Genomic DNA, 18,280 nt, shown 5'->3' with positions numbered 1-18,280 from the left:
ATATAACCCCAGCACCAACCATCAAGCTGGCGTGATACCCGCTACAAACCAGTGACATTATTGACCCACTTCATCCACTTTATTTTCAATCTACCGATGAAAATCACAGAAACAAAGTAACAACATTAGTGAACTAAGATCACAATTGATGATTTCATTGATTTACGGATAATAACAGTTTCTTACATCCGTTTTTGAGTTCGAATTAGTTTTGACACTAAATATTCGTTCTTTCCATTTTAATACGTACGTAAGATTCACTATCCAAATATACGAATAAAAGGACATTTGATGTTTCGTCAGTTGCTAAAAGTTACTGCTGCTTTGGCAGTGATTACGCTATTATCCGCGTGTCAATCTACCCCGATTCAACCAACCATTAATCTTGATACCAACGAGTTGTTAGATAGTAAATCAAAAGTCGGTATCATCTACCTTCCTCCCATTCATGAGGCCACTACGCATATTGAAGGTGCAAGTTGCTTACTCTGTTATGGCGTTGCCGCAGCCCTAACCGCTTCACTGGATACCCATCTTGAAAGTACCATAGGTGATGATGAGTTGTTGAATATCAAGCAACTTATTATCGACGGTTATGAAGAAAGATTTGACCATGTTGAAATAACAAAACTGCCTGTGCTGTTCGCAGACTTAGAAGACTTCAAAGGTGGTCTAGGATTTGCCCCTCATGACTTCAGCCTACTAAAAGAAGAATTAGGTTTAGATTACTTGGTTGTTTATGAAGTGTATCGCCATGGTGCTTATCGTAGCTTTAGTAACTACTTCCCTAACGGTGATCCACTAGGCCACATCTCTGGAAGAGTCTACTCAGTCAACTTAAACAACAACGCTTACCTTCAATATCTAGAGTTTGATGAGAAAGTTCAGCCCGCAGGTAACTGGGATGAACCAAGCGATTTCCCAAGTGTGACAACCTCTTACTATCAAGCAATTGAAAACGCAAAGCAGAAGATCCGAACTGTTCTATAAATTAGGGATTAAAAGTCACTTATGAAAAAGTTTCTTTTTTGCTTTAGCTTATTTCTGACAGGGTGTGGAACCACACCCTATTCTGATGATTATGCTGAGCATACAAACACACTGACGAATGGATTTATTCCGGAAACTGAGCTCACGCTTGCTTTCATCGATGAGAACGTTGATTTGCGCGGAGTCTACAACCAAAACGACACCGTTGATAGTACACAGATGCTTTACGTTGATGCTGTCGGTGGAAGTGCTGGAGCTGCAGGACTCATCGGACAGTTAATTGCTCACTCTTTTATCATCGATAGCCAAAGAGATGAGAAACTCCAAGCCCAGCAGATGGAAGCAAATCAAGCGATTTCTGTCTTGTACGGTATGACAGCGAACCTCACTTTATCAGGCTTAGTCCAAGATCCTAATGCTAACCTAATCCCCTTCGAACTCGCCAAAGATGAAACCGTTAGGATTAAGCCGATCTTTTTCAGCGATCGTGAGTTCAACCGTCCTTATTTAACGGCGATTATTTGGGTTCCTTCAAATGAAACCGGACACAATGGTAAACCTCTTGTTAAGTATAGAAATCTGATCCAAGTCCATGGTGATATTCTTACTGACGATAAGATAGAGCGTTTAAAAAACAGCGATCAAGCATTGATGGTAGAGATACTGTCGGCGCTTTTAAACAAAACAATCGCCGTTGTTGAAAAAGAGATGACTGGTCACTACTCGGTAGAAGATAAAAACCCACAAACTTACTTCATTGAGAGCAATAGCCGTAAAAAAGTCGTTCGTGGTGTTATTGTAGAGGAAACTTGCCAAGACCGTGTCATCAAAGACCTGAGATCTTGGGTAATCGTTGTCCCATCGCAAAGCCTATGTACGAGCTAGTTAAGGAAGATATCCTTAGCCATTTTCGCTTTGCTTATTAAGAAAAATGCCTAGATTTGTCAACCATCACTGTTTGACAAATCTAGGTGAAATCAAACATCAACCTAGGACTGCAGCAGCAACCCTTTTTTGTACCTCATCCAGTTCACCGATCAGTACTCTTGATCCATGATTGTATGGCGCTCTTGGTGATAAGTCTCTTCGTCTTGGCCCCGTCGCCAATAAGGGATCGCATACATATTCTTTCGTGTGAGCTTGTAGTCTGCTTTCAGTTTGTCACGACAAGCAATGACACTACGACTCTCCCCTGCCACGAATGCCGATACCGTTTTTGCGTCGGAGGGTTTCTGCAACCCATCAATCGCTTGCACTAAAGGAGAGACTGAATCTCGCGGTCGGCTCTCAAGCCATGTGATTGTCATACCATCAGGCTTAGCAAAGTCATGCTTATCTGCTAAGTCATCAACCTCAATCAACACATGACCCCGTGTATCTGCTGGCAAACTTTCCAATATCGCACTCACGGCGGGTACGGCAGTTAAGTCGACGGCAATAACATGCCAATCAGCAGGTGCGAGCAGCGGATCTGGGCCACCCGGCCCTGCCAAACCAAGCGTAGAACCCTCTTTGGCATTCTGCGCCCATCCTCCACCCGGCGTGGCTTTGCCATGGGTCACAAAATCGATGGCGAGTTCATTCACCTCTGGATCATAATATCGTACCGTATAGGCGCGACTAACGGGCTTGTGTTCCGGCCAAATTATCTTATCGCCTTCTTTCGTCGGCAACTCTAATATCCCTGACACTTGGTTGGGAAGAAACAATTTAACATGCGCACCATTTTTGTCTTCAGGAAAACCAATAAGGTCATCTCCAGACAAAATGATCCTGACTAGATTGGGTGATATTTGCTCCTTACGAACAAACGCCAACAGTGAAGGCCTAACTCGCTGTGGTGCTTCCGCATCACTCATGTATTACTCCTTGTTACGATAACTCTGCACTTCGGGGAATGACCATAGGTGTATGGCTTACCGGATCTTCAATAATCATGCTTTGTAGCCCAAAGACTTCGGATACTAGAGACTCGGTGATTAATTCAGCGGGAGGGCCCACAGCTTTAACTTCGCCACCCGCCATGGCAATTAAATGATCCGCATATCGACAAGCTTGGTTCAAGTCATGTAACACCGCGATTAACGTGCGACCTGATTCTTGGTTAAGCCTTTTAAAAAGGTCTAACAATTCGATTTGATGGGCAATATCGAGATACGTTGTTGGCTCATCAAGCAATAGAATTGGCGTCTCTTGTGCCAAAGCCATCGCAATCCAAACACGCTGCCTTTGCCCTCCCGAAAGCGCGTCAACATCGCGTTCTGCAAACTCTGCCGTACCCGTCAACCTTAGCGCGTCTTCAATGGCTTTCTGATCTTCTACTCGCCATTGTTTAAACATTCCTTGGTGGGGGTAACGCCCTCTTGCGACCAAATCTATTACCCGAATCCCACTGGGTGCTTGCGCACTTTGGGGCAACAGGCCTAAGGTTTTGGCCACTTGGCGGGTAGGTTGTCGATGTATGTCTTGTCCACCCAAATATACCGTACCCTGTTCAGGTTTTAGCAAGCGACACAAACTTCGCAACAACGTCGACTTACCACAACCATTGGGCCCGATAATGACGGTGAACTTATGATCGGGGATAGACACGTCCATGTCTTTGCATATAACTCGCCCATCGTAACCCAGTGTCAGTCCTAGTCCCTTTAAACGTGTTTGAGCATCTAATTTATTTTGTTGTGCCTGGCTCATTCATTTCCTTTGCGTTACGTCATTGGTAGCACTATCAAGTGCGCACTCTGAGTAAAAGTGGCTGGCTGAAAAAGGTAGGGATTAATCACCAAACTGTAAACGTTTAACGACTATTTTGACCGCCTCGCATAACGGTTAACTTGTTTAGCATTATCCTCAAAAAATCAATGACGACGTGTGAGGAGCCATATGAGGTAAAGCCCGCCGATGATCCCTGTCACTCGGCCAACTGGGACAGTCATATTGAGAGGTAGCAGTTGAATAAACAGGTTTGCGAACAAAAGTAGACATGCCCCCATCAGTGCCGAACCAACAAGCGGTAAATTGTGATCGCGTAACAAACGACGTACAAGCTGTGGCGCTGCCAGCGCGATAAAAGCGATCGGTCCAGCCGCACCTGTTGCCAGCGCGGCTAGTACCACAGCGCAAAGAATCATGACAAAGCGGCAACGTTCAACACTGACACCCAACTGCATCGCAAGATCGTCGCCCATTTCAGTCAGGCTAAGTTGCTTTCCCATCGAGATCGCGATGGGCAGCAGTACTATGACGCCAAGCATCACTGGAAACACATGCATCCATGTTCGCCCATGTAAGGATCCAGAAAGCCAGAGACTGGCTAATATTGCATCGTCGATAGTACCTTTTACGAGAAGTAAGCCGTTAAAGGCACTGAGAACAGCGCCAATCCCGATCCCCGTTAAAATGAGCCGATATCCCCCGACACTGCCAGACTTCATTGACAGCAGGTAAACGGCCATTGCAGTAATAAGCCCGCCTGCAATTGCGGAACTTGAGACGGCAAGAGCACCACCACCAAAAATAACAATCTGCATTAAAGCGCCAGATGCGGCCCCCGTGGTAAAGCCAATCACATCGGGTGAACCCAGTGCATTTCGAGAAATGGACTGAAAGATCGCCCCAGAAATGCCTAACGCAGCACCAACAAACAGTGCAGTCAAAATTCTTGGCAAACGTACATTCATGACAATGCGCTCAACCATGCCTCCATCACCATTGCCAAGCACGATGTCGATGACTTGCAAGGTTGCGACCTCAATCCTACCCAATGTCATACTGTAGAATGCCACTGCCAGCGCAAGTAATAGAAGTATTGCGTGCACCATAAGTTGTCGGGTAGAAATGACCAACGAGAGAGGACCAACTTGCCAAAGTCGACCCTCAAAATAAGGTATAGAAATCTTACTCATAGCTGATTTATCTTCCATCGTCTTACCAAAAAGACAAAGAAGGGCCCGCCAATCAGCGCAACCATAATACCGACTCCAATCTCAGAAGGATGACCAATGATTCTTCCCGCAATATCCGCCCCCAACAAAAGAATGGCAGCAATCACCATGGCGTAAGGCAAGAGCCAATCGTGGCCGGGGCCAACCAGCAGGCGTGCAATATGTGGTGCAGTCAATCCAACAAAGCTAATCGGCCCTGCTGCGGAAGTTGCTGCTCCTGCCAATACAATGACCGCGATAGCTGATAGCGACCATACTTTAATCGGCTCTGCACCCAGAGCCTGACCAATATCTTCACCCAAAGAGACCGTATCTAACGCGCCACTCAGGATAAAGGCAATTGCACAACCGACCGCTACCAATACACTGACAGGAATCAACACATCGTAACCACGTCCTTGCAACGCACCCACAGCCCAATGACGGAACATATCCAATACTTCATTTTCACTGTTCAAAGTTATGACATGCGTCATCGCAAGCATAACCACACTAAATGCTGAACCTGCGAGGACCACCAACACGGGATTAATGCCTCCTCTTATTCCGGCAAGCAGGTATACGCCTCCACCGGCTATCGATGCGCCTAAAAGGCCAAACCACATGTAAGCTTGTGTCGTTGTCACCCCAAACAGCGTTATCCCACAGACAATAGCTAGCGCCGCCCCCGCATTCACACCGAGAATCCCAGGGTCTGCCAGTGGATTGCGGGTCAACGCCTGCATGACAGTACCAGCAACGCCAAGCGCACAACCCACAACGATGGCAAGAATGGTTCTTGGTATCCGGATATGTTGCACCAGTAGATGTGCACTATTGCTGCTATCAAACGCGACAATTGCATCTAGGCTGACGTTGATCGGAATATCACGTGAGCCAATAAATAGGCTAATGCCCGCCAATATCAGCAACAGAACCATTGAAAAAACAAGACCGAAGCGTTTCCAACGGGTCTCTTTCTGGCGAGCATGAGACACCGTAAGTAACAGTGCCTTTGCGTTGTCGTTATTCGGTACCATAACGCTTAACAATCAAGTCAACCATTTCCAACGCGCTAAAGTAGTCAATCCTAAAGCTGTTTTTTCCTAGGCCATAAACTTGCCCTGCCTTCACTGAAGGCACATTCACCATCACTGGATCGCGCAACATTTTTCGCGCTCCGGCGTCATCTTCACCCAATAAAAACGTTGTCGGCGCAGTCAGTTCAGTGAGTGTTTCATAATGAACACGTAAAAAGTCGAGAACTTCACCGTCTCGGTTATGCCAGTCTGGATTCGGTTCTTCGACATCAAAGCCCAACGCGGTCAACACTTGTGCATGAGAGCTATTTCTGGGGCTAATTGCATTTTCAGTACCCGGGCCAAAATAACCCACAATGTTCACTTTACCTTCAGGCAGAGTTAGCTTATTTCGACTTGCAACTAAGTAATCATTGAACGCGGTGATCTGTTCAGAAACACGTGATTCAGTGCCCGTCGCTTCACCCAATTTTACCGCTAATGATTGCCAAGACTGGTTCCCATAGCTCAATACTATGGTGGGAGCAATCTCCTGCAGCAACGCGACGTGTTCTAACACCGCATCCGCCCCACCAAGTGAAACAATAATTAAATCAGGGTTTAGCGCATAAACTAACTCAATGTCTATCGTGCCCGCAGGCCAAAGAGGCTCTACACCTCGTTCATCTGCGATCTCACTCCAATGTGCGAACCAGCGCCCGGCCCGATTGGTTGCCGAGCCAATAACCGGGGTATCAATGGCGAGTAAAGCCCCGGTGATGGAGACCGATGTCGATAAAATTCGCGTGGGTTTCTTCGGAATAACGGTCACCGTACCATCATCATTTTTAAACGAACGAGGCCAATCAGTATTATCAGCTAACACGGAAGAAGAAAAGAACACCCCTAAACACAATAATGCAATTATACTGTTTTTTATTATCATCATTCGTTCCATCTCGTTTGTTATCCCTAATAATATTGCTGATATATACTCCACTATTCGCATGGAGAAAATTAAATCAACATCAAAAGCTATAAAAGAAGCATGTTGCTATAGCCGCATGCTACACGGTTCGAACAGATAGATTCAAGAAAGAATTATTCATTTAATTATTATTCAAGCATTATGAAGAAATACATTATGCGAAATAACCAGAAACTAATGAGAACGGTTCATAAATATTAATGAGTGACCGTTTGTAAAGGTTATTAGAGGAAAAGAAACAGTAGATATATTCTCAAACCATCTCGAGAGGCATACTCAGCGCGAGTTTCAAGGCTTGTCAGTAAGGCACCATTTTGAAGAACAAGTGGACGACATCCCAAAACAGCAACGACTAGCACCCCGTGTTCTGCGTTAAAGCTGCATAAAAAGGAAATTCCATTCCTTCACGCCTTTACATTGAACTCGACGCACTAACCCGCTGCTAAATACCGCATCCTGGGGTTGGTTAAGCAGGATACTTACAGTATTCCCGTAATAAAGAGCAAAAATAGTCCCATTGCGACTAATGCGGCCCACCATGGACGATCTATGACCCAAAAATAGAGATAAAGTAGAATGGCTGCAGGAAACAACAACACTTTTTTCCCAAAAGAGAGAGAAGGTTCCGGCATTTCTTCAAGACGACGATGTCGAGGATGCGTAAAACTTGCCATTTCGCGCTCCACGATTTCAATGTCCACCGATTTTTCTTTCACTTTGGTTGTAATGTCCTCAACTTCAACAATCGTAACCGTTAAATCCGGCAAAAGATCGGTTTCCTGATCTTGATGATGGTGAATGGACTGGCGCTTTGGTTCTTCAAAATGTGTTGAACCTAACGACGCCGTGTTTGCTGCAGCCCTGTCATCACGAGGGTATTCAGAAAACACTTGCTCGTCCGGCAAAGTAAACTCAAGACGATTGTCAAGTTCAGGTGTCTCGCTCTCACCAACCAATGTTAGCTCTGGCTCTGGCTCTGGCTCTGGCTCTGGCTCTGGCTCTGGCTCTGGCTCTGGCTCTGGCTCTGGCTCTGGCTCCTGGCTCTGGCTCTGGAGCCTCCTCGACAGTCTCTGCAGATGCAACCTCTATTTCGATATTAGCGGGCATGTCAATTTCCACTTGCTCCGTCGGAATATCGACCAATTCAGCGTCATTAACTTCGGAGGATACCGGTGTGTTCTCCTCCACTTGCAAGTCAACAAACCCACGTTTTCTAAAACGGGCTAACTCTTTTTCAAAGAGAATTTCGGCTTCATCAAGCGTAATCGGTAATATGTTTACTTTACCCGTTGTGGGTGTATAACCTCGTCGACCTCGCTCGTACTCCAGTTGAAAACGTGCGGCTTTCTCGGTATCTAACTCATAAACCGTGAGTTGATAAATTCGCTCACTCGAGCCTTCCGCCTGAGTCAACGTCCCCCGCTTATATACTTTCATATCAATTACCTAGCCCTATAATCCACCTTCGTTATTCAAAACGACGCTAACACACGGGTGCAATTTTTTAACCCCACACCACTTTGTCATTCGGCAGACTGCACAAAACGCGAGCAACATCAGAGCAAGTATTCAGTTTTTCGGAAGGTTGAGCGTGAAGTCTATATGGCCACAAGTCAGGAACAATTTACTTACTTTGTAGATAGTGTAATGCGAGAGATTGACGCACGTCGAGTTCGAGTCAATAACAACTGAAGTAAGACAGCACATAAATACTCAGGAGCGCTCACGGCGCTCCGTTTTGATTTATGCTTACTTTCCCTCAAGAAATCTCAGCGTGCTTAGATGCAAATATCCTTTCGAAGTGACTATCAGCAGTACCAATTTCTACAGGTTCAATGTGCGACGGCATCGAGATTTCCCCTTCAAGACTGACGCCGAATTCTTTAAGTACCCGTATTGCTAGGCGAGGCGTTATCGGGTAATAACATCGTGCTAAAAGCTGAACAAAGTGCGCAATCACAGCACAAGTTTGTGCCACATGATCAGCAGACAGTGTTTTATGGATCAACCAAGGGGCGCGATGATGAAAATAGTTATTGAGATCATCAGTCAGCCTTCGAAGGAACAATGTCACTTGATAGACATCTCCGTTCTGATAGGCCTCCTCTACCGCGCGTAGGGTTGAGTTTGCACTATCAAACAGTACTTTCGTACTCTCATCCAGTGCCGCTCTAGAATAGGCGGGCAACCTGCCACTAAAGTACTTGAGTATCAGGGTGTTGTTCCGTTTCACTAAATTGGCGAAGTTATTCGCTAAATCCGCATTGATCACTTCACTAAGCTCATCCAGTGATAAATTACCGTCTCGATGAGCGGGTTTTTGCCGAACTAACGCGTAACGTAAACCATCTTCACTCAACGCCTGAGCAAAACTAGAAGGGTGTACCGTTGTTTCAGGAATAGATTTCGAAATCTTATGACCGTTGATTGTCCACCAGCCATGAACCAACAATCGCTTGGGTAACGGAAGTCCTAGCGCAAGCAAAAATATCGGCCAATAGACGGCGTGAAACTGCAATATGTCTTTGCCGATGACATGAGTGGTGTTTTCTAACGCCTCTGCAGTGTTTCCCTCTTTTTCAATCGCGGTGAGATAGCTAAACAGAGCATCTATCCAAACATAGATGGTGTGCGTTTGGTTATCTGGCACCTCCACCCCCCAGCAGTGCTGAAAACGTGAAATTGACAAAGGCTCAAGCGGTTTCTCCAATTGACTCATGATGGAAGCTTGAAAGTGATGCGGTGTGATGACACCCGGATTTTGCTGATAATAAGTGAGCAAGCGCGCTCGATATTTCTCTAAGTCAAAAAGATACGTCTCTTCTTCAACTTGCTGCGCTGGGGTCAAGTGAACGGGGCAGTTCCCGTCAACTAAATCACGTTCGACATAGTACTGTTCGCAACCAACACAATAGAGGCCCCCATAGCTACCTAGCTGAATATCACCTTGAGCCGCCAACTTTTCCCATACCCTTTTGACGTGTGCTTGGTGTTGAGGTTCTGTTGTACGAATAAATTGGCTAACATCAATGCCCAAGGATGGCCAGAGAGACTGAAAAACTGCAGATTTACCATCAACAAAGGATTGGACTTCCTCGTTTGCAACAGCGGCAGCCTTCGCAATTTTTTGGCCATGCTCATCCGTGCCTGTGATCAATCTGCAATCTTGACCTCGCACCAAGGCATAGCGATGAAGTATATCCGCTAGAATCCCACTATAGGCATGCCCTAGATGAGGGGCGCCATTCGCGTAGAAAATCGGGGTAGTAATAAAAGCTGTCATAACTTAGTCTCCAGTGTGTAAAAGTGATATAACTGGAGCAGAGGTACGAACTTAAAGATAACTCACCACTCCAGCATTCAATTGATTTGGAATGGTGATGCGTTCAAAGAAAACGTCTAGAACAGGCAGCCCATCCCACTCAGCATTCGCTGAGTAGGCATAAGCATCATTGAAGAAGTGTGTTTACTGAATCTGTTCATAACATTCAAAATAACAAATGGTTAGTTTAAGAACAAGCAGCAATTATCCGTGCTTGCTTGTGACTTTGTGAGTGGCTGAACCCGCATCCCGAGGTGATTTGAGTACAACGCCCTAGAAAGGGCGCCACTTGCCAACGACAGGCTTTTGCATGTAAAACGAACGGCGATGCAATCTAATCATTTGCGTGAAAGAAACGATCCGCTCGCAGAAATACGCGCCGCATTCTGTCGGCAATCTTGTCACAATGTCCGCCTTCAAAGACTTCGTAGTCTAGGTTCATTCCCTTACGTTTAAGTAATGCCATCACATCATTGAAGCGCTCCGTAATTGCCTTGCCTTTGTACTCCCCCTCTTGGGTTCCCATTTCTGCGAAATACTGTGGTGACAAACGGGTCGGTGTCCAATCAACAAATAACGTCTCTAAGTTATAATCCGCTAACTTGGCGAACTGCTCAGAAGCTGCCTGATGATCATAGTAATACGGTGGGTTCCCTGTATCTGGGAAATAGTGTTGAAGAAAGACTAAAGAGACATAGGTCATCCATTCTGGCTCCCCCCCTGCCTCCAATATCGACAGCTGCTGTTCAAAAAATTGCCAATCGCCCTCAGTAACGGGTGAGGACTCTAGCATTGGGTTAGCTGGGCTTAATGCCGCTACGTAACCAAAAAGTGTAGGGTAACGATTGGTAAGAGTCATAGCGCCAATGCCCCCCATAGAGTGACCGATTAACGCACGTTTTGAGGCCGAAGCATGCACCCGATAGCGCTGCTCAATTTCACTGACGAGCTCTTCACAGATAAAGTGTGGCCAATCACCCGTAATAGTAGATTCAAGGTACCAGCTTCCCCCCAATGCGGTTTTTGCACACGGTGCGACTAATATCATCTCATCCACCGCGCCACTTCGAATCAAGGTATTCATCGTAATATCGCACTGTGGATTATGAAAAGGAGATTCAAACCACTCTGCCGGCGAAGCGGTCATACCATGCAACAGATAGATCACTGGATACGTTTTGTTGCTGGTGGCATAACTCGGGGGTAAGTAAACCATCACATCGCGTTCTGCACTTTCACCAGCAGGATTCCCATCAATGGCCTTTGAGTACAAGCTAAAGCGCGTTAACGTGCCGACTTGTGTCACATTGGATGAAGCTATTTGTTCCATTCAAATCCTCTCCTTTCCTAAGACTCAGCGCTCCACCTGAGTGCGCCCAAGCGATAGAATGCAAAATTAACCACTAATTTTAAGGCTTAACGCATTACAAAATATGCAACGCACGCAATGATCTATACTCAAGCCACCTCAAGATGCAGGATTCAGAAGCGGACTAGCGCATCGAGTTCAAGGCAAAGGTATGAAGGAATGGCTTCCCCTTTCAAATACCTTTAACGCAGAAATCGGAGCGCTAGGCGCTTCCCTCTGGGCGAGTTTTCTAGGCTCGTCATCTTTGTTACTGCTTTTCGATTTAGTCCACTAGATCTTCAAAGCAGTGCCTTGCTGACAAACCTAGAAATTCTCGCTGAACAAGCATCTTGAGGTGGCTTGAGTATATCAACAAAGATAATAACAATTCTCATTGCCATGTTCATTATGAATATGAAATGATGCAAGTATTAAATTAACAAACACATTACATCCAACAATAAAAGCGACGCTGTCTAGCGCTCGTACAGATAAGTTCAAAGCCATAACCAAGGCCCACTCTGCTTGGAATAAAGAAGGAACGACATGATTAATCGCATCACACAACTTTTCCCCATATGGGCACTTTTACTCTCAGCCATGGCTTACTTCCAACCCGATCTCTTTGTGGCATTGAGACCTCAAATCGTGCCACTCTTAACCCTTATCATGCTAGCGATGGGGGTTAGCCTGAGCCATAAAGATTTCTTGGATGCCTTCAAACATAAAGCCGCCATCGGGGTCGGCGTGATACTGCAGTTTCTCGTTATGCCCGTCACGGCCGTCGCGATCAGTCTGCTGCTTGATTTCAGTACCGAGCTAACCGTCGGTATGGTGCTCGTCGGCAGCGTAGCAGGTGGAACTGCGTCAAATGTGATGGTGTTTCTCGCGAAAGGTAATGTGGCTCTCTCGATCTCTATGACCGCCCTTTCTACTTTGATCGGGGTAGTTTTAACACCATTGCTGGTTGAACTGCTTGCGGGGCAGACCGTCGACGTGCCAAAACTTGCGATGCTAGCCAGTTTGTTAAAGATTGTGCTCATTCCAGTCGCATTAGGTGTCGCGATTAATGTCTTTGCAAGTCGCGCTGCACAGGCCGTTAAACCTGTATTACCTCTCATCTCAATGGCAGCGATTGTTTTAATCATCGCGATCGTCGTCGCTCTAAATGCAGACAAGTTTGCCACACTTGGGCCTATCATTGCGCTGGCCGTCATTTTACACAATGGTATTGGTTTACTCGCTGGTTACTGGAGTTGCCGTGTTTTAGGCTTTGACGAAAGCATTTGTCGCACGGTGTCATTTGAGGTGGGGTTACAAAACTCAGGATTAGCGACTGCTTTGGCGATGAAGTTCTTTACGCCAGCCGCCGCGCTACCGGGCACCTTGTTTTCAATTTGGCACAACATATCAGGCTCACTACTCGCAGGTTGCTGGTCGAAGAAATCGTCAACTCGCGCCCAAACGCAATCACAATCAGCGCAATCCTGATATCGCGACTGACTCACGACTATTTGCCCCAATAGTCGTGAGTTCCAACTTTGTTGTCCGCGAAGGACTCGCCTAGATAGGATTCTTCACCTTGCAACGGCACGAAACTGAAGCTAATCATGTCGCTTTGACGCAGATGCCTCTCCCGCTAGTAACCCCTCACTAGGCCAACGTATCACTCCGACCAACTAGTAATTCGTCCTTCATCCTGTTGTTGAATATATGCAAAGCCACTTCCCAATATTAACAGTTTCATAAATAGAAAGGTTGCGCTTGAATAGAACGCGAACAAAACAATAAAAACAACCTTAACCCTACACAAGCGCAAGGATTGCGGAACCCAACAGTTTGGATGGGCATTCTGTCACCTTGCAAGGAGGAAACTATGTCCGCAGAGACACTTCCAGCCCAAAGAGCAACCTTGCTGCAACGGTTCTCTACCCTGTGCACAGCCATTGTACAACGCTATCTTCCTGACCCTTTCTTATTTGCTGCAATACTCACTTTCGTCGTCTTTTTAATAGCAATGCCAGTCACGCAACAAAGCCCGTTGCAGATGGTTGACGCATTTGCTGGCAGCTTCTGGAATCTACTCAAGTTTTCGATGCAAATGGCGCTGGTTGTTGTCACCGGCCATGCAATGGCATCTGCACCTGTCTTTCGCAAAGGACTGTCCTATCTCGCGATGACGGCCAAAACGCCAAGACACGCGATTTACATCGTCACCTTAGTCAGTGCATTAGCGTGCTGGATAAACTGGGGATTCGGTCTTGTTGTGGGTGCCATTTTCGCCCGTGAGTTGGCGGCAAGAGTCAAGGGCGTCGACTATCGTTTGCTCATTGCATCAGCCTATACCGGGTTTCTTTTTTGGCACGCTGGCTTGTCCGGTTCAGTCCCTCTCGCACTTGCGAGCGGCAGCAATATCGAAAGTGTTACGGCTGGCGCGCTAACGGAAGGTATCTCAACCTCTGAAACGCTATTTTCTGCGATGAACCTTGTCATCCTAGCAGCCATGCTCATTGTGATCCCATTGTTAAATCGCGCAATGCACCCAGCTCCACAAGCGGTGGTGACGATTGATCCCGCCCTACTCAACGAAAGTACCAACGAAGCAAAACAAAATTCAGCAACAACACCCGCAGAAAAGCTAGAAAATAGCCGTTGGGTCAACCGCTTACTGGCTATTATTGGCTTCACCTACATCTTTAGCTACTTTGCCAACAATGGCTTTGCACTCAATCTCAACATCGTCAATTTTATCTTCTTGTTCACCGCTATCTTGCTACATGGGACGCCAAAGCGACTCCTCGCCGCCATTGCTGAGGGCACCCGCAATACAACAGGCATCCTACTTCAATTCCCCTTTTATGCGGGCATTATGGGCATGATGGTCGCAAAAGGACCTGAAGGTGTTTCCTTAGCCGGTGCCGTCTCCGATTGGTTTGTCAGTATTTCCAACAGCTTTACATTCCCAATCTTTACCTTTTTGAGCGCTGGCATTGTTAACTTTTTTGTGCCCTCGGGCGGCGGACAATGGGCTGTCCAAGCCCCCATCATGATGCCAGCAGGTGCAGAACTCGGCGTACCAGCGGCAAAAACAGCCATGGCAATCGCTTGGGGAGATGCGTGGACCAATATGATACAACCCTTTTGGGCGCTTCCCGCGCTAAGCATTGCCGGACTGAGTGCCAAAGACATTATGGGCTTCTGTATTGTTGCGCTGCTTGCCTCTGGCGTCTTGATCAGTCTCGGGTTACTGATTTTCTAGCCCAATAGCGAAACAGCGAAACAGCGAAACAGCGAAACAGCGAAACAGCGAAACAGCGAAACAGCGAAACAATACGCTGTTTCGTATCCTCACGCGACGTCAAAATTCGACGGTCAGAATCGGGCTAGCGCCCTACATTCAAAGCAAAAGGGGTGAAGGAATAGAGCCGCCTTTCGAGCAGACTCTATACAAACCTCGGGGTGCGATATGCAACTATTAGGCACATTTTCCGCCTAACGCGCATTTTGAAGCAGCATAAATACGTATGAGGTCGCTTTTTCTAATATACCCAAGCCACCTCAAGGGAGGCTATCGCCCACCCGCGAAAGCCAGTTGAGAGACTTGTAGGGTTTCTTCCACATAATCAGCAACGGCGTACTTCGGCCTAAACAACGGCGATATGGGCAAACAAACGTTTAGTTTTTCAATATCCAACGCATCGTCACCAAATTTATCAATGAAAGTTGATTGACTGTAGGTCTGAATCTGCTTTATCCACCCATGATGAGTAAGTAGTTTTGCAAAAGCTAGCGGGCTATATCCAATAGGTTCGGCAATGGCATGCGGTTGACTGTGCACACCCGCTGCAATTAATGCTAAGAAGAAGTCCGCAACATCATCCACATGGACATACTGGTTGAAGCCTGTCGAGGGCAGTAAAACTGACATTTGTTGCGAATCTAAGTCATCAACAATGCGCTTTAACTGACAGCGTTTACCGCCATAAATCAAACTTGGGCAGAAGACAACGTTCCAGCCTTGATTCAGCGCATCCAAAACCGTTCGTTTGTCATGCGACACACATTCAAAAGGTGCCATCTTGAATTGATTCATTTCCTGTTGGGTTGCGTGACCAAACAGCCACACTCCCGAGGTATGAATTTTAACTGCATCGCGTTTCGCAAACTTGTCTAAATCTGCGAGCAACTGACGTTCGATCTCTGCAATCGTTTCGGGGTCATATTCTGACCAGTGCGGACGAGCACAGTTAATCACCACATCGTATGTGCCGAAAGCGTCACCATCATCAAGTTGTTGCACTCGCCCATGTAACACAGGGTGAGCCTTACCACGCTGCAAAATATAAACATTATGTTGGCGTTGACGTAGTAGCTCATACACATGATTACCAACATAACCATGCGAGCCAGATAGCAAGATCTTCATTCGCATTAACTCCTTATGCGACAGGTTTGCCTCGATTCCTTGAGGACTATGCAGGCTTCATGCCTTACTCTGTAATAATGACCTTATACTTGAGTCACAGTACCACTTTTTACTCCGCCGATCTGTTGGAAAATGTATGTTTTCCTGACGTATTCCGACACATTTGTGCAGATATTTCAAAGTTGCGGGATGATAGAAAGGTTTTGGTGCGTATTTGTCACGAAAACACGCAGCCATCGATGTTCACGACTCGGTTTGTGCGATAATCGCTTCTCTACCCAGCGAACGAAGGATGCAGTGTATGTTGGATAAAATGGCGTTTTTTGTCTGCGTCATTCGCAGTGGATCCATCTCGGCTGCCGCTAGAAAATATGCAATTTCTGTGTCGGCAGGGAGTCGCTGGCTTCAAGATTTAGAAGCCCATTTCGGTATGATCTTATTACGCAGAACGAATCGGTTGTTAACACCAACACCTGCAGGTAAAAAGCTTTTTGAAGAATTTGCGCCACTCGTCGACAATGCTGAGCAATTACAGCGTTCGCTGCAAGATTTTCAAGAGCACGATAAAGGTCATATCAACATCGCTTGCACACCTGTTTTTGCGAATCACTATCTCATGTCATTGATAGGTGATTACATCAAGACACATCCGAGTGTTACCTTCAACATCAATGTCACACCTTGGGCACTCGACTACGCTGGTGACGTAGACTTAATGATTAGTGCCAATGCAAACTACCAAGGCTATCAAGAAAAAGACCTTCATCTTGTACGTCGGGAAATCATGCAATGCCCCTTTGTGCCCGTTGCCAGCCCCTGCTACCTCGCAGCCCATTCAAAACCCTTAAAACCAGAAGATCTCGTCAACCATCGTTGCCTTTTCGCTTCGACATTAACAGGCAGCAACGATTGGATTTTTACGCGAGACGAAGAAAGTCAAATGATAAAGATCCCAAAGAACCTGGAAGTCAACGATAGTGATTTATTGCTGCAGGGCGTTCTTGAAGGTACGGGTATCGGCTATCTACCACAACGATTCATTACTCAAGAAATTGAAAACGGCCTTATCGTCCCGCTGCTTGAAGACTACAAAACCAGTATCTGGAGCTTGAATCTTTACTATCATCCTCCCAAGAAGGCCTCTGCTGTGGCAAGTCACTTCAAAAGCTTTTTGTTAGATGCCAGTTACCATCAGTAGCTCAAGAAAGACGCGATCTCACCATATACTCAAACCACCTCAAAATGTAAACGGTTACACAGAGTACCCTTTTTTCGCTATAGACAAATAAAACGGTTAACGCTTTCTTTTTATTTCGTCAGACAACCGGATAAGCATTTATTTCTATAAAGGCATATTCGTATTATTTGCACATTTTACTCGCCTAATACCTGACATCAGATTAATGATAGAATCAACTAATACTATTAATAGCCCTAGGGCGTCGCTAATATCTTCACCGGTGATTCTTACAATAATTAACTCAATGTATCACACATGACCTTTTTAGCTATCTTTAGCATGTCACTACTATTATCCATTCCTAGCGCTATTGACATTTTTCTGATAACCATTGATTCATTCTGACCTGTTATCTCGTTAATCCTCGATTAGGATACTGAAGACAACTGACTCTAGGCACATACCATTAACTTCATACTTCTCAACCACATAGCTTAAGGTAGCCACTAAGCTACAGAGGCAAGGTTCAGTGCGTTTCACTGTCAAAAGCGTATATTTTACTTATCACATTTGCAGCAAGCAATTTAAGTGGTAGGTCGTAAGGAAAAAATTAATCAAAACGAAACATTTGACTAATTAAAGACAAAAAAAACCCTGCCGACAATGGGAAGGAGTCCGGCAGGGAGGTTAGGAATTTGTAATCCAACTTTTGATAAATATAAATTGCATCAAACAGTTACTGTTTGCAACAGCTGAGGCATTTGCTTAGAGCTTGCCCCGCCATTTTGTGCGGGTTATTCACTGTATACACTCGTACACCCGACGTATATCACAATAATTCGTTATTCTGGTACTTTATCGATAACCAACATCTATTATACCGCACAAAATATATTCAGCACAGAGGTTATTGCCTAGTGATAATGTAAACGCTAACATCATTGCTGATATGAATATGGGATACTATACATCAACCTATCGCATATTTTCACCAAGCACATCCCATTTATTCAAAATAAAAGTGTTTAGATAACATAAACATTCCATTTCACCATTCGTTCGAATGTAAACGATTCCATCGCAA

The 18,280-nt window shown here is 45.7% G+C and carries 15 protein-coding genes; 5 read left to right on the top strand and 10 right to left on the bottom strand.

The features are described from left to right. Positions 1-291: 291 nt before the first annotated feature. Positions 292-990: a hypothetical protein gene (locus TSUB_RS19300; RefSeq protein WP_087016931.1), complete on the top strand. Its 699-nt coding sequence runs from the start codon at positions 292-294 to the stop codon at positions 988-990. A gap of 21 nt (positions 991-1,011) precedes the next feature. After that, positions 1,012-1,875 (top strand): hypothetical protein, encoded by an 864-nt coding sequence (locus tag TSUB_RS19295; protein ID WP_087016934.1) that lies wholly within the window; start codon positions 1,012-1,014, stop codon positions 1,873-1,875. A gap of 152 nt (positions 1,876-2,027) precedes the next feature. Here TSUB_RS19295 and TSUB_RS19290 read toward each other — a convergent pair whose 3' ends face one another. The 9 genes from TSUB_RS19290 to TSUB_RS19250 form a co-directional block, all read right to left on the bottom strand. Beyond that, entirely contained in the window at positions 2,028-2,849 is an 822-nt protein-coding gene (locus TSUB_RS19290) for a siderophore-interacting protein (RefSeq protein WP_087016936.1), read from the bottom strand. A gap of 13 nt (positions 2,850-2,862) precedes the next feature. Next, positions 2,863-3,684, bottom strand: coding sequence for an ABC transporter ATP-binding protein (locus tag TSUB_RS19285; protein WP_087016938.1), 822 nt, complete (start codon positions 3,682-3,684; stop codon positions 2,863-2,865). A 164-nt stretch (positions 3,685-3,848) separates the two neighbouring features. Continuing rightward, entirely contained in the window at positions 3,849-4,895 is a 1,047-nt protein-coding gene (locus TSUB_RS19280; RefSeq protein ID WP_087016940.1) for a FecCD family ABC transporter permease, read from the bottom strand. Next, positions 4,892-5,854 carry a FecCD family ABC transporter permease gene (locus tag TSUB_RS19275; RefSeq protein WP_246616525.1) on the bottom strand — a complete coding sequence of 321 codons (963 nt, stop codon included), beginning with the start codon at positions 5,852-5,854 and terminating at the stop codon, positions 4,892-4,894. Before TSUB_RS19275 ends, TSUB_RS19280 begins: the two co-directional genes overlap by 4 nt. 85 nt (positions 5,855-5,939) lie before the next feature. Continuing rightward, positions 5,940-6,881, bottom strand: a complete 942-nt coding sequence (gene fepB / locus TSUB_RS19270) for a Fe2+-enterobactin ABC transporter substrate-binding protein (RefSeq protein ID WP_246616516.1) — start codon at positions 6,879-6,881, stop codon at positions 5,940-5,942. Between the two features lie 518 nt (positions 6,882-7,399). Continuing rightward, the gene (locus tag TSUB_RS19265; RefSeq protein WP_221274653.1) at positions 7,400-7,876 is read right to left on the bottom strand and encodes a hypothetical protein; all 477 of its coding nucleotides are present in this window, start codon (positions 7,874-7,876) and stop codon (positions 7,400-7,402) included. Beyond that, the gene (locus tag TSUB_RS19260; protein ID WP_221274652.1) at positions 7,866-8,357 is read right to left on the bottom strand and encodes a hypothetical protein; all 492 of its coding nucleotides are present in this window, start codon (positions 8,355-8,357) and stop codon (positions 7,866-7,868) included. Before TSUB_RS19260 ends, TSUB_RS19265 begins: the two co-directional genes overlap by 11 nt. 322 nt (positions 8,358-8,679) lie before the next feature. After that, a complete protein-coding gene (locus TSUB_RS19255) occupies positions 8,680-10,203 on the bottom strand; it encodes a methionine--tRNA ligase (RefSeq protein ID WP_087016948.1) in 1,524 nt (507 codons plus the stop codon). Positions 10,204-10,576: 373 nt separating this feature from the next. Beyond that, a complete protein-coding gene (locus TSUB_RS19250; protein WP_087016950.1) occupies positions 10,577-11,572 on the bottom strand; it encodes an alpha/beta hydrolase in 996 nt (331 codons plus the stop codon). Between the two features lie 564 nt (positions 11,573-12,136). Between TSUB_RS19250 and TSUB_RS19245 the strand changes: the two genes are divergently transcribed. Both TSUB_RS19245 and TSUB_RS19240 read left to right on the top strand, forming a co-directional pair. Next, on the top strand, positions 12,137-13,081 hold the full coding sequence (locus TSUB_RS19245) for a bile acid:sodium symporter family protein (protein WP_087016952.1): 945 nt from the start codon (positions 12,137-12,139) through the stop codon (positions 13,079-13,081). A 385-nt stretch (positions 13,082-13,466) separates the two neighbouring features. Then, complete coding sequence (locus TSUB_RS19240) at positions 13,467-14,849, top strand: short-chain fatty acid transporter (RefSeq protein ID WP_087016954.1); 1,383 nt, start codon at positions 13,467-13,469, stop codon at positions 14,847-14,849. Between the two features lie 309 nt (positions 14,850-15,158). Here the strand turns inward: TSUB_RS19240 and TSUB_RS19235 are convergent, their stop codons facing one another. After that, on the bottom strand, positions 15,159-16,016 hold the full coding sequence (locus TSUB_RS19235; protein ID WP_246616515.1) for an NAD-dependent epimerase/dehydratase family protein: 858 nt from the start codon (positions 16,014-16,016) through the stop codon (positions 15,159-15,161). 301 nt (positions 16,017-16,317) lie between these two features. On the opposite strand from TSUB_RS19235, the gene TSUB_RS19230 reads away from it, so the two are divergent. After that, positions 16,318-17,214: a LysR family transcriptional regulator gene (locus TSUB_RS19230; RefSeq protein ID WP_087016958.1), complete on the top strand. Its 897-nt coding sequence runs from the start codon at positions 16,318-16,320 to the stop codon at positions 17,212-17,214. Positions 17,215-18,280 lie beyond the last annotated feature (1,066 nt).

Source organism: Thaumasiovibrio subtropicus (genome assembly GCF_019703835.1).
GTDB lineage: Bacteria > Pseudomonadota > Gammaproteobacteria > Enterobacterales > Vibrionaceae > Thaumasiovibrio > Thaumasiovibrio subtropicus.
Note: the sequence above shows the minus strand (reverse complement) of the source record. Positions and strands in the feature narration are given on the sequence as shown.

Coding starts and splice junctions, on each gene's coding strand:
- TSUB_RS19300 (WP_087016931.1), top strand. CDS start 292: ATGTTTCGTCAGTTGCTAAAAGTTACTGCTGCTTTGGCAGTGATTACG.
- TSUB_RS19295 (WP_087016934.1), top strand. CDS start 1,012: ATGAAAAAGTTTCTTTTTTGCTTTAGCTTATTTCTGACAGGGTGTGGA.
- TSUB_RS19290 (WP_087016936.1), bottom strand. CDS start 2,849: ATGAGTGATGCGGAAGCACCACAGCGAGTTAGGCCTTCACTGTTGGCG.
- TSUB_RS19285 (WP_087016938.1), bottom strand. CDS start 3,684: ATGAGCCAGGCACAACAAAATAAATTAGATGCTCAAACACGTTTAAAG.
- TSUB_RS19280 (WP_087016940.1), bottom strand. CDS start 4,895: ATGAGTAAGATTTCTATACCTTATTTTGAGGGTCGACTTTGGCAAGTT.
- TSUB_RS19275 (WP_246616525.1), bottom strand. CDS start 5,854: ATGGTTCTGTTGCTGATATTGGCGGGCATTAGCCTATTTATTGGCTCA.
- fepB (WP_246616516.1), bottom strand. CDS start 6,881: ATGATGATAATAAAAAACAGTATAATTGCATTATTGTGTTTAGGGGTG.
- TSUB_RS19260 (WP_221274652.1), bottom strand. CDS start 8,357: ATGAAAGTATATAAGCGGGGGACGTTGACTCAGGCGGAAGGCTCGAGT.
- TSUB_RS19255 (WP_087016948.1), bottom strand. CDS start 10,203: ATGACAGCTTTTATTACTACCCCGATTTTCTACGCGAATGGCGCCCCT.
- TSUB_RS19250 (WP_087016950.1), bottom strand. CDS start 11,572: ATGGAACAAATAGCTTCATCCAATGTGACACAAGTCGGCACGTTAACG.
- TSUB_RS19245 (WP_087016952.1), top strand. CDS start 12,137: ATGATTAATCGCATCACACAACTTTTCCCCATATGGGCACTTTTACTC.
- TSUB_RS19240 (WP_087016954.1), top strand. CDS start 13,467: ATGTCCGCAGAGACACTTCCAGCCCAAAGAGCAACCTTGCTGCAACGG.
- TSUB_RS19235 (WP_246616515.1), bottom strand. CDS start 16,016: ATGAAGATCTTGCTATCTGGCTCGCATGGTTATGTTGGTAATCATGTG.
- TSUB_RS19230 (WP_087016958.1), top strand. CDS start 16,318: ATGTTGGATAAAATGGCGTTTTTTGTCTGCGTCATTCGCAGTGGATCC.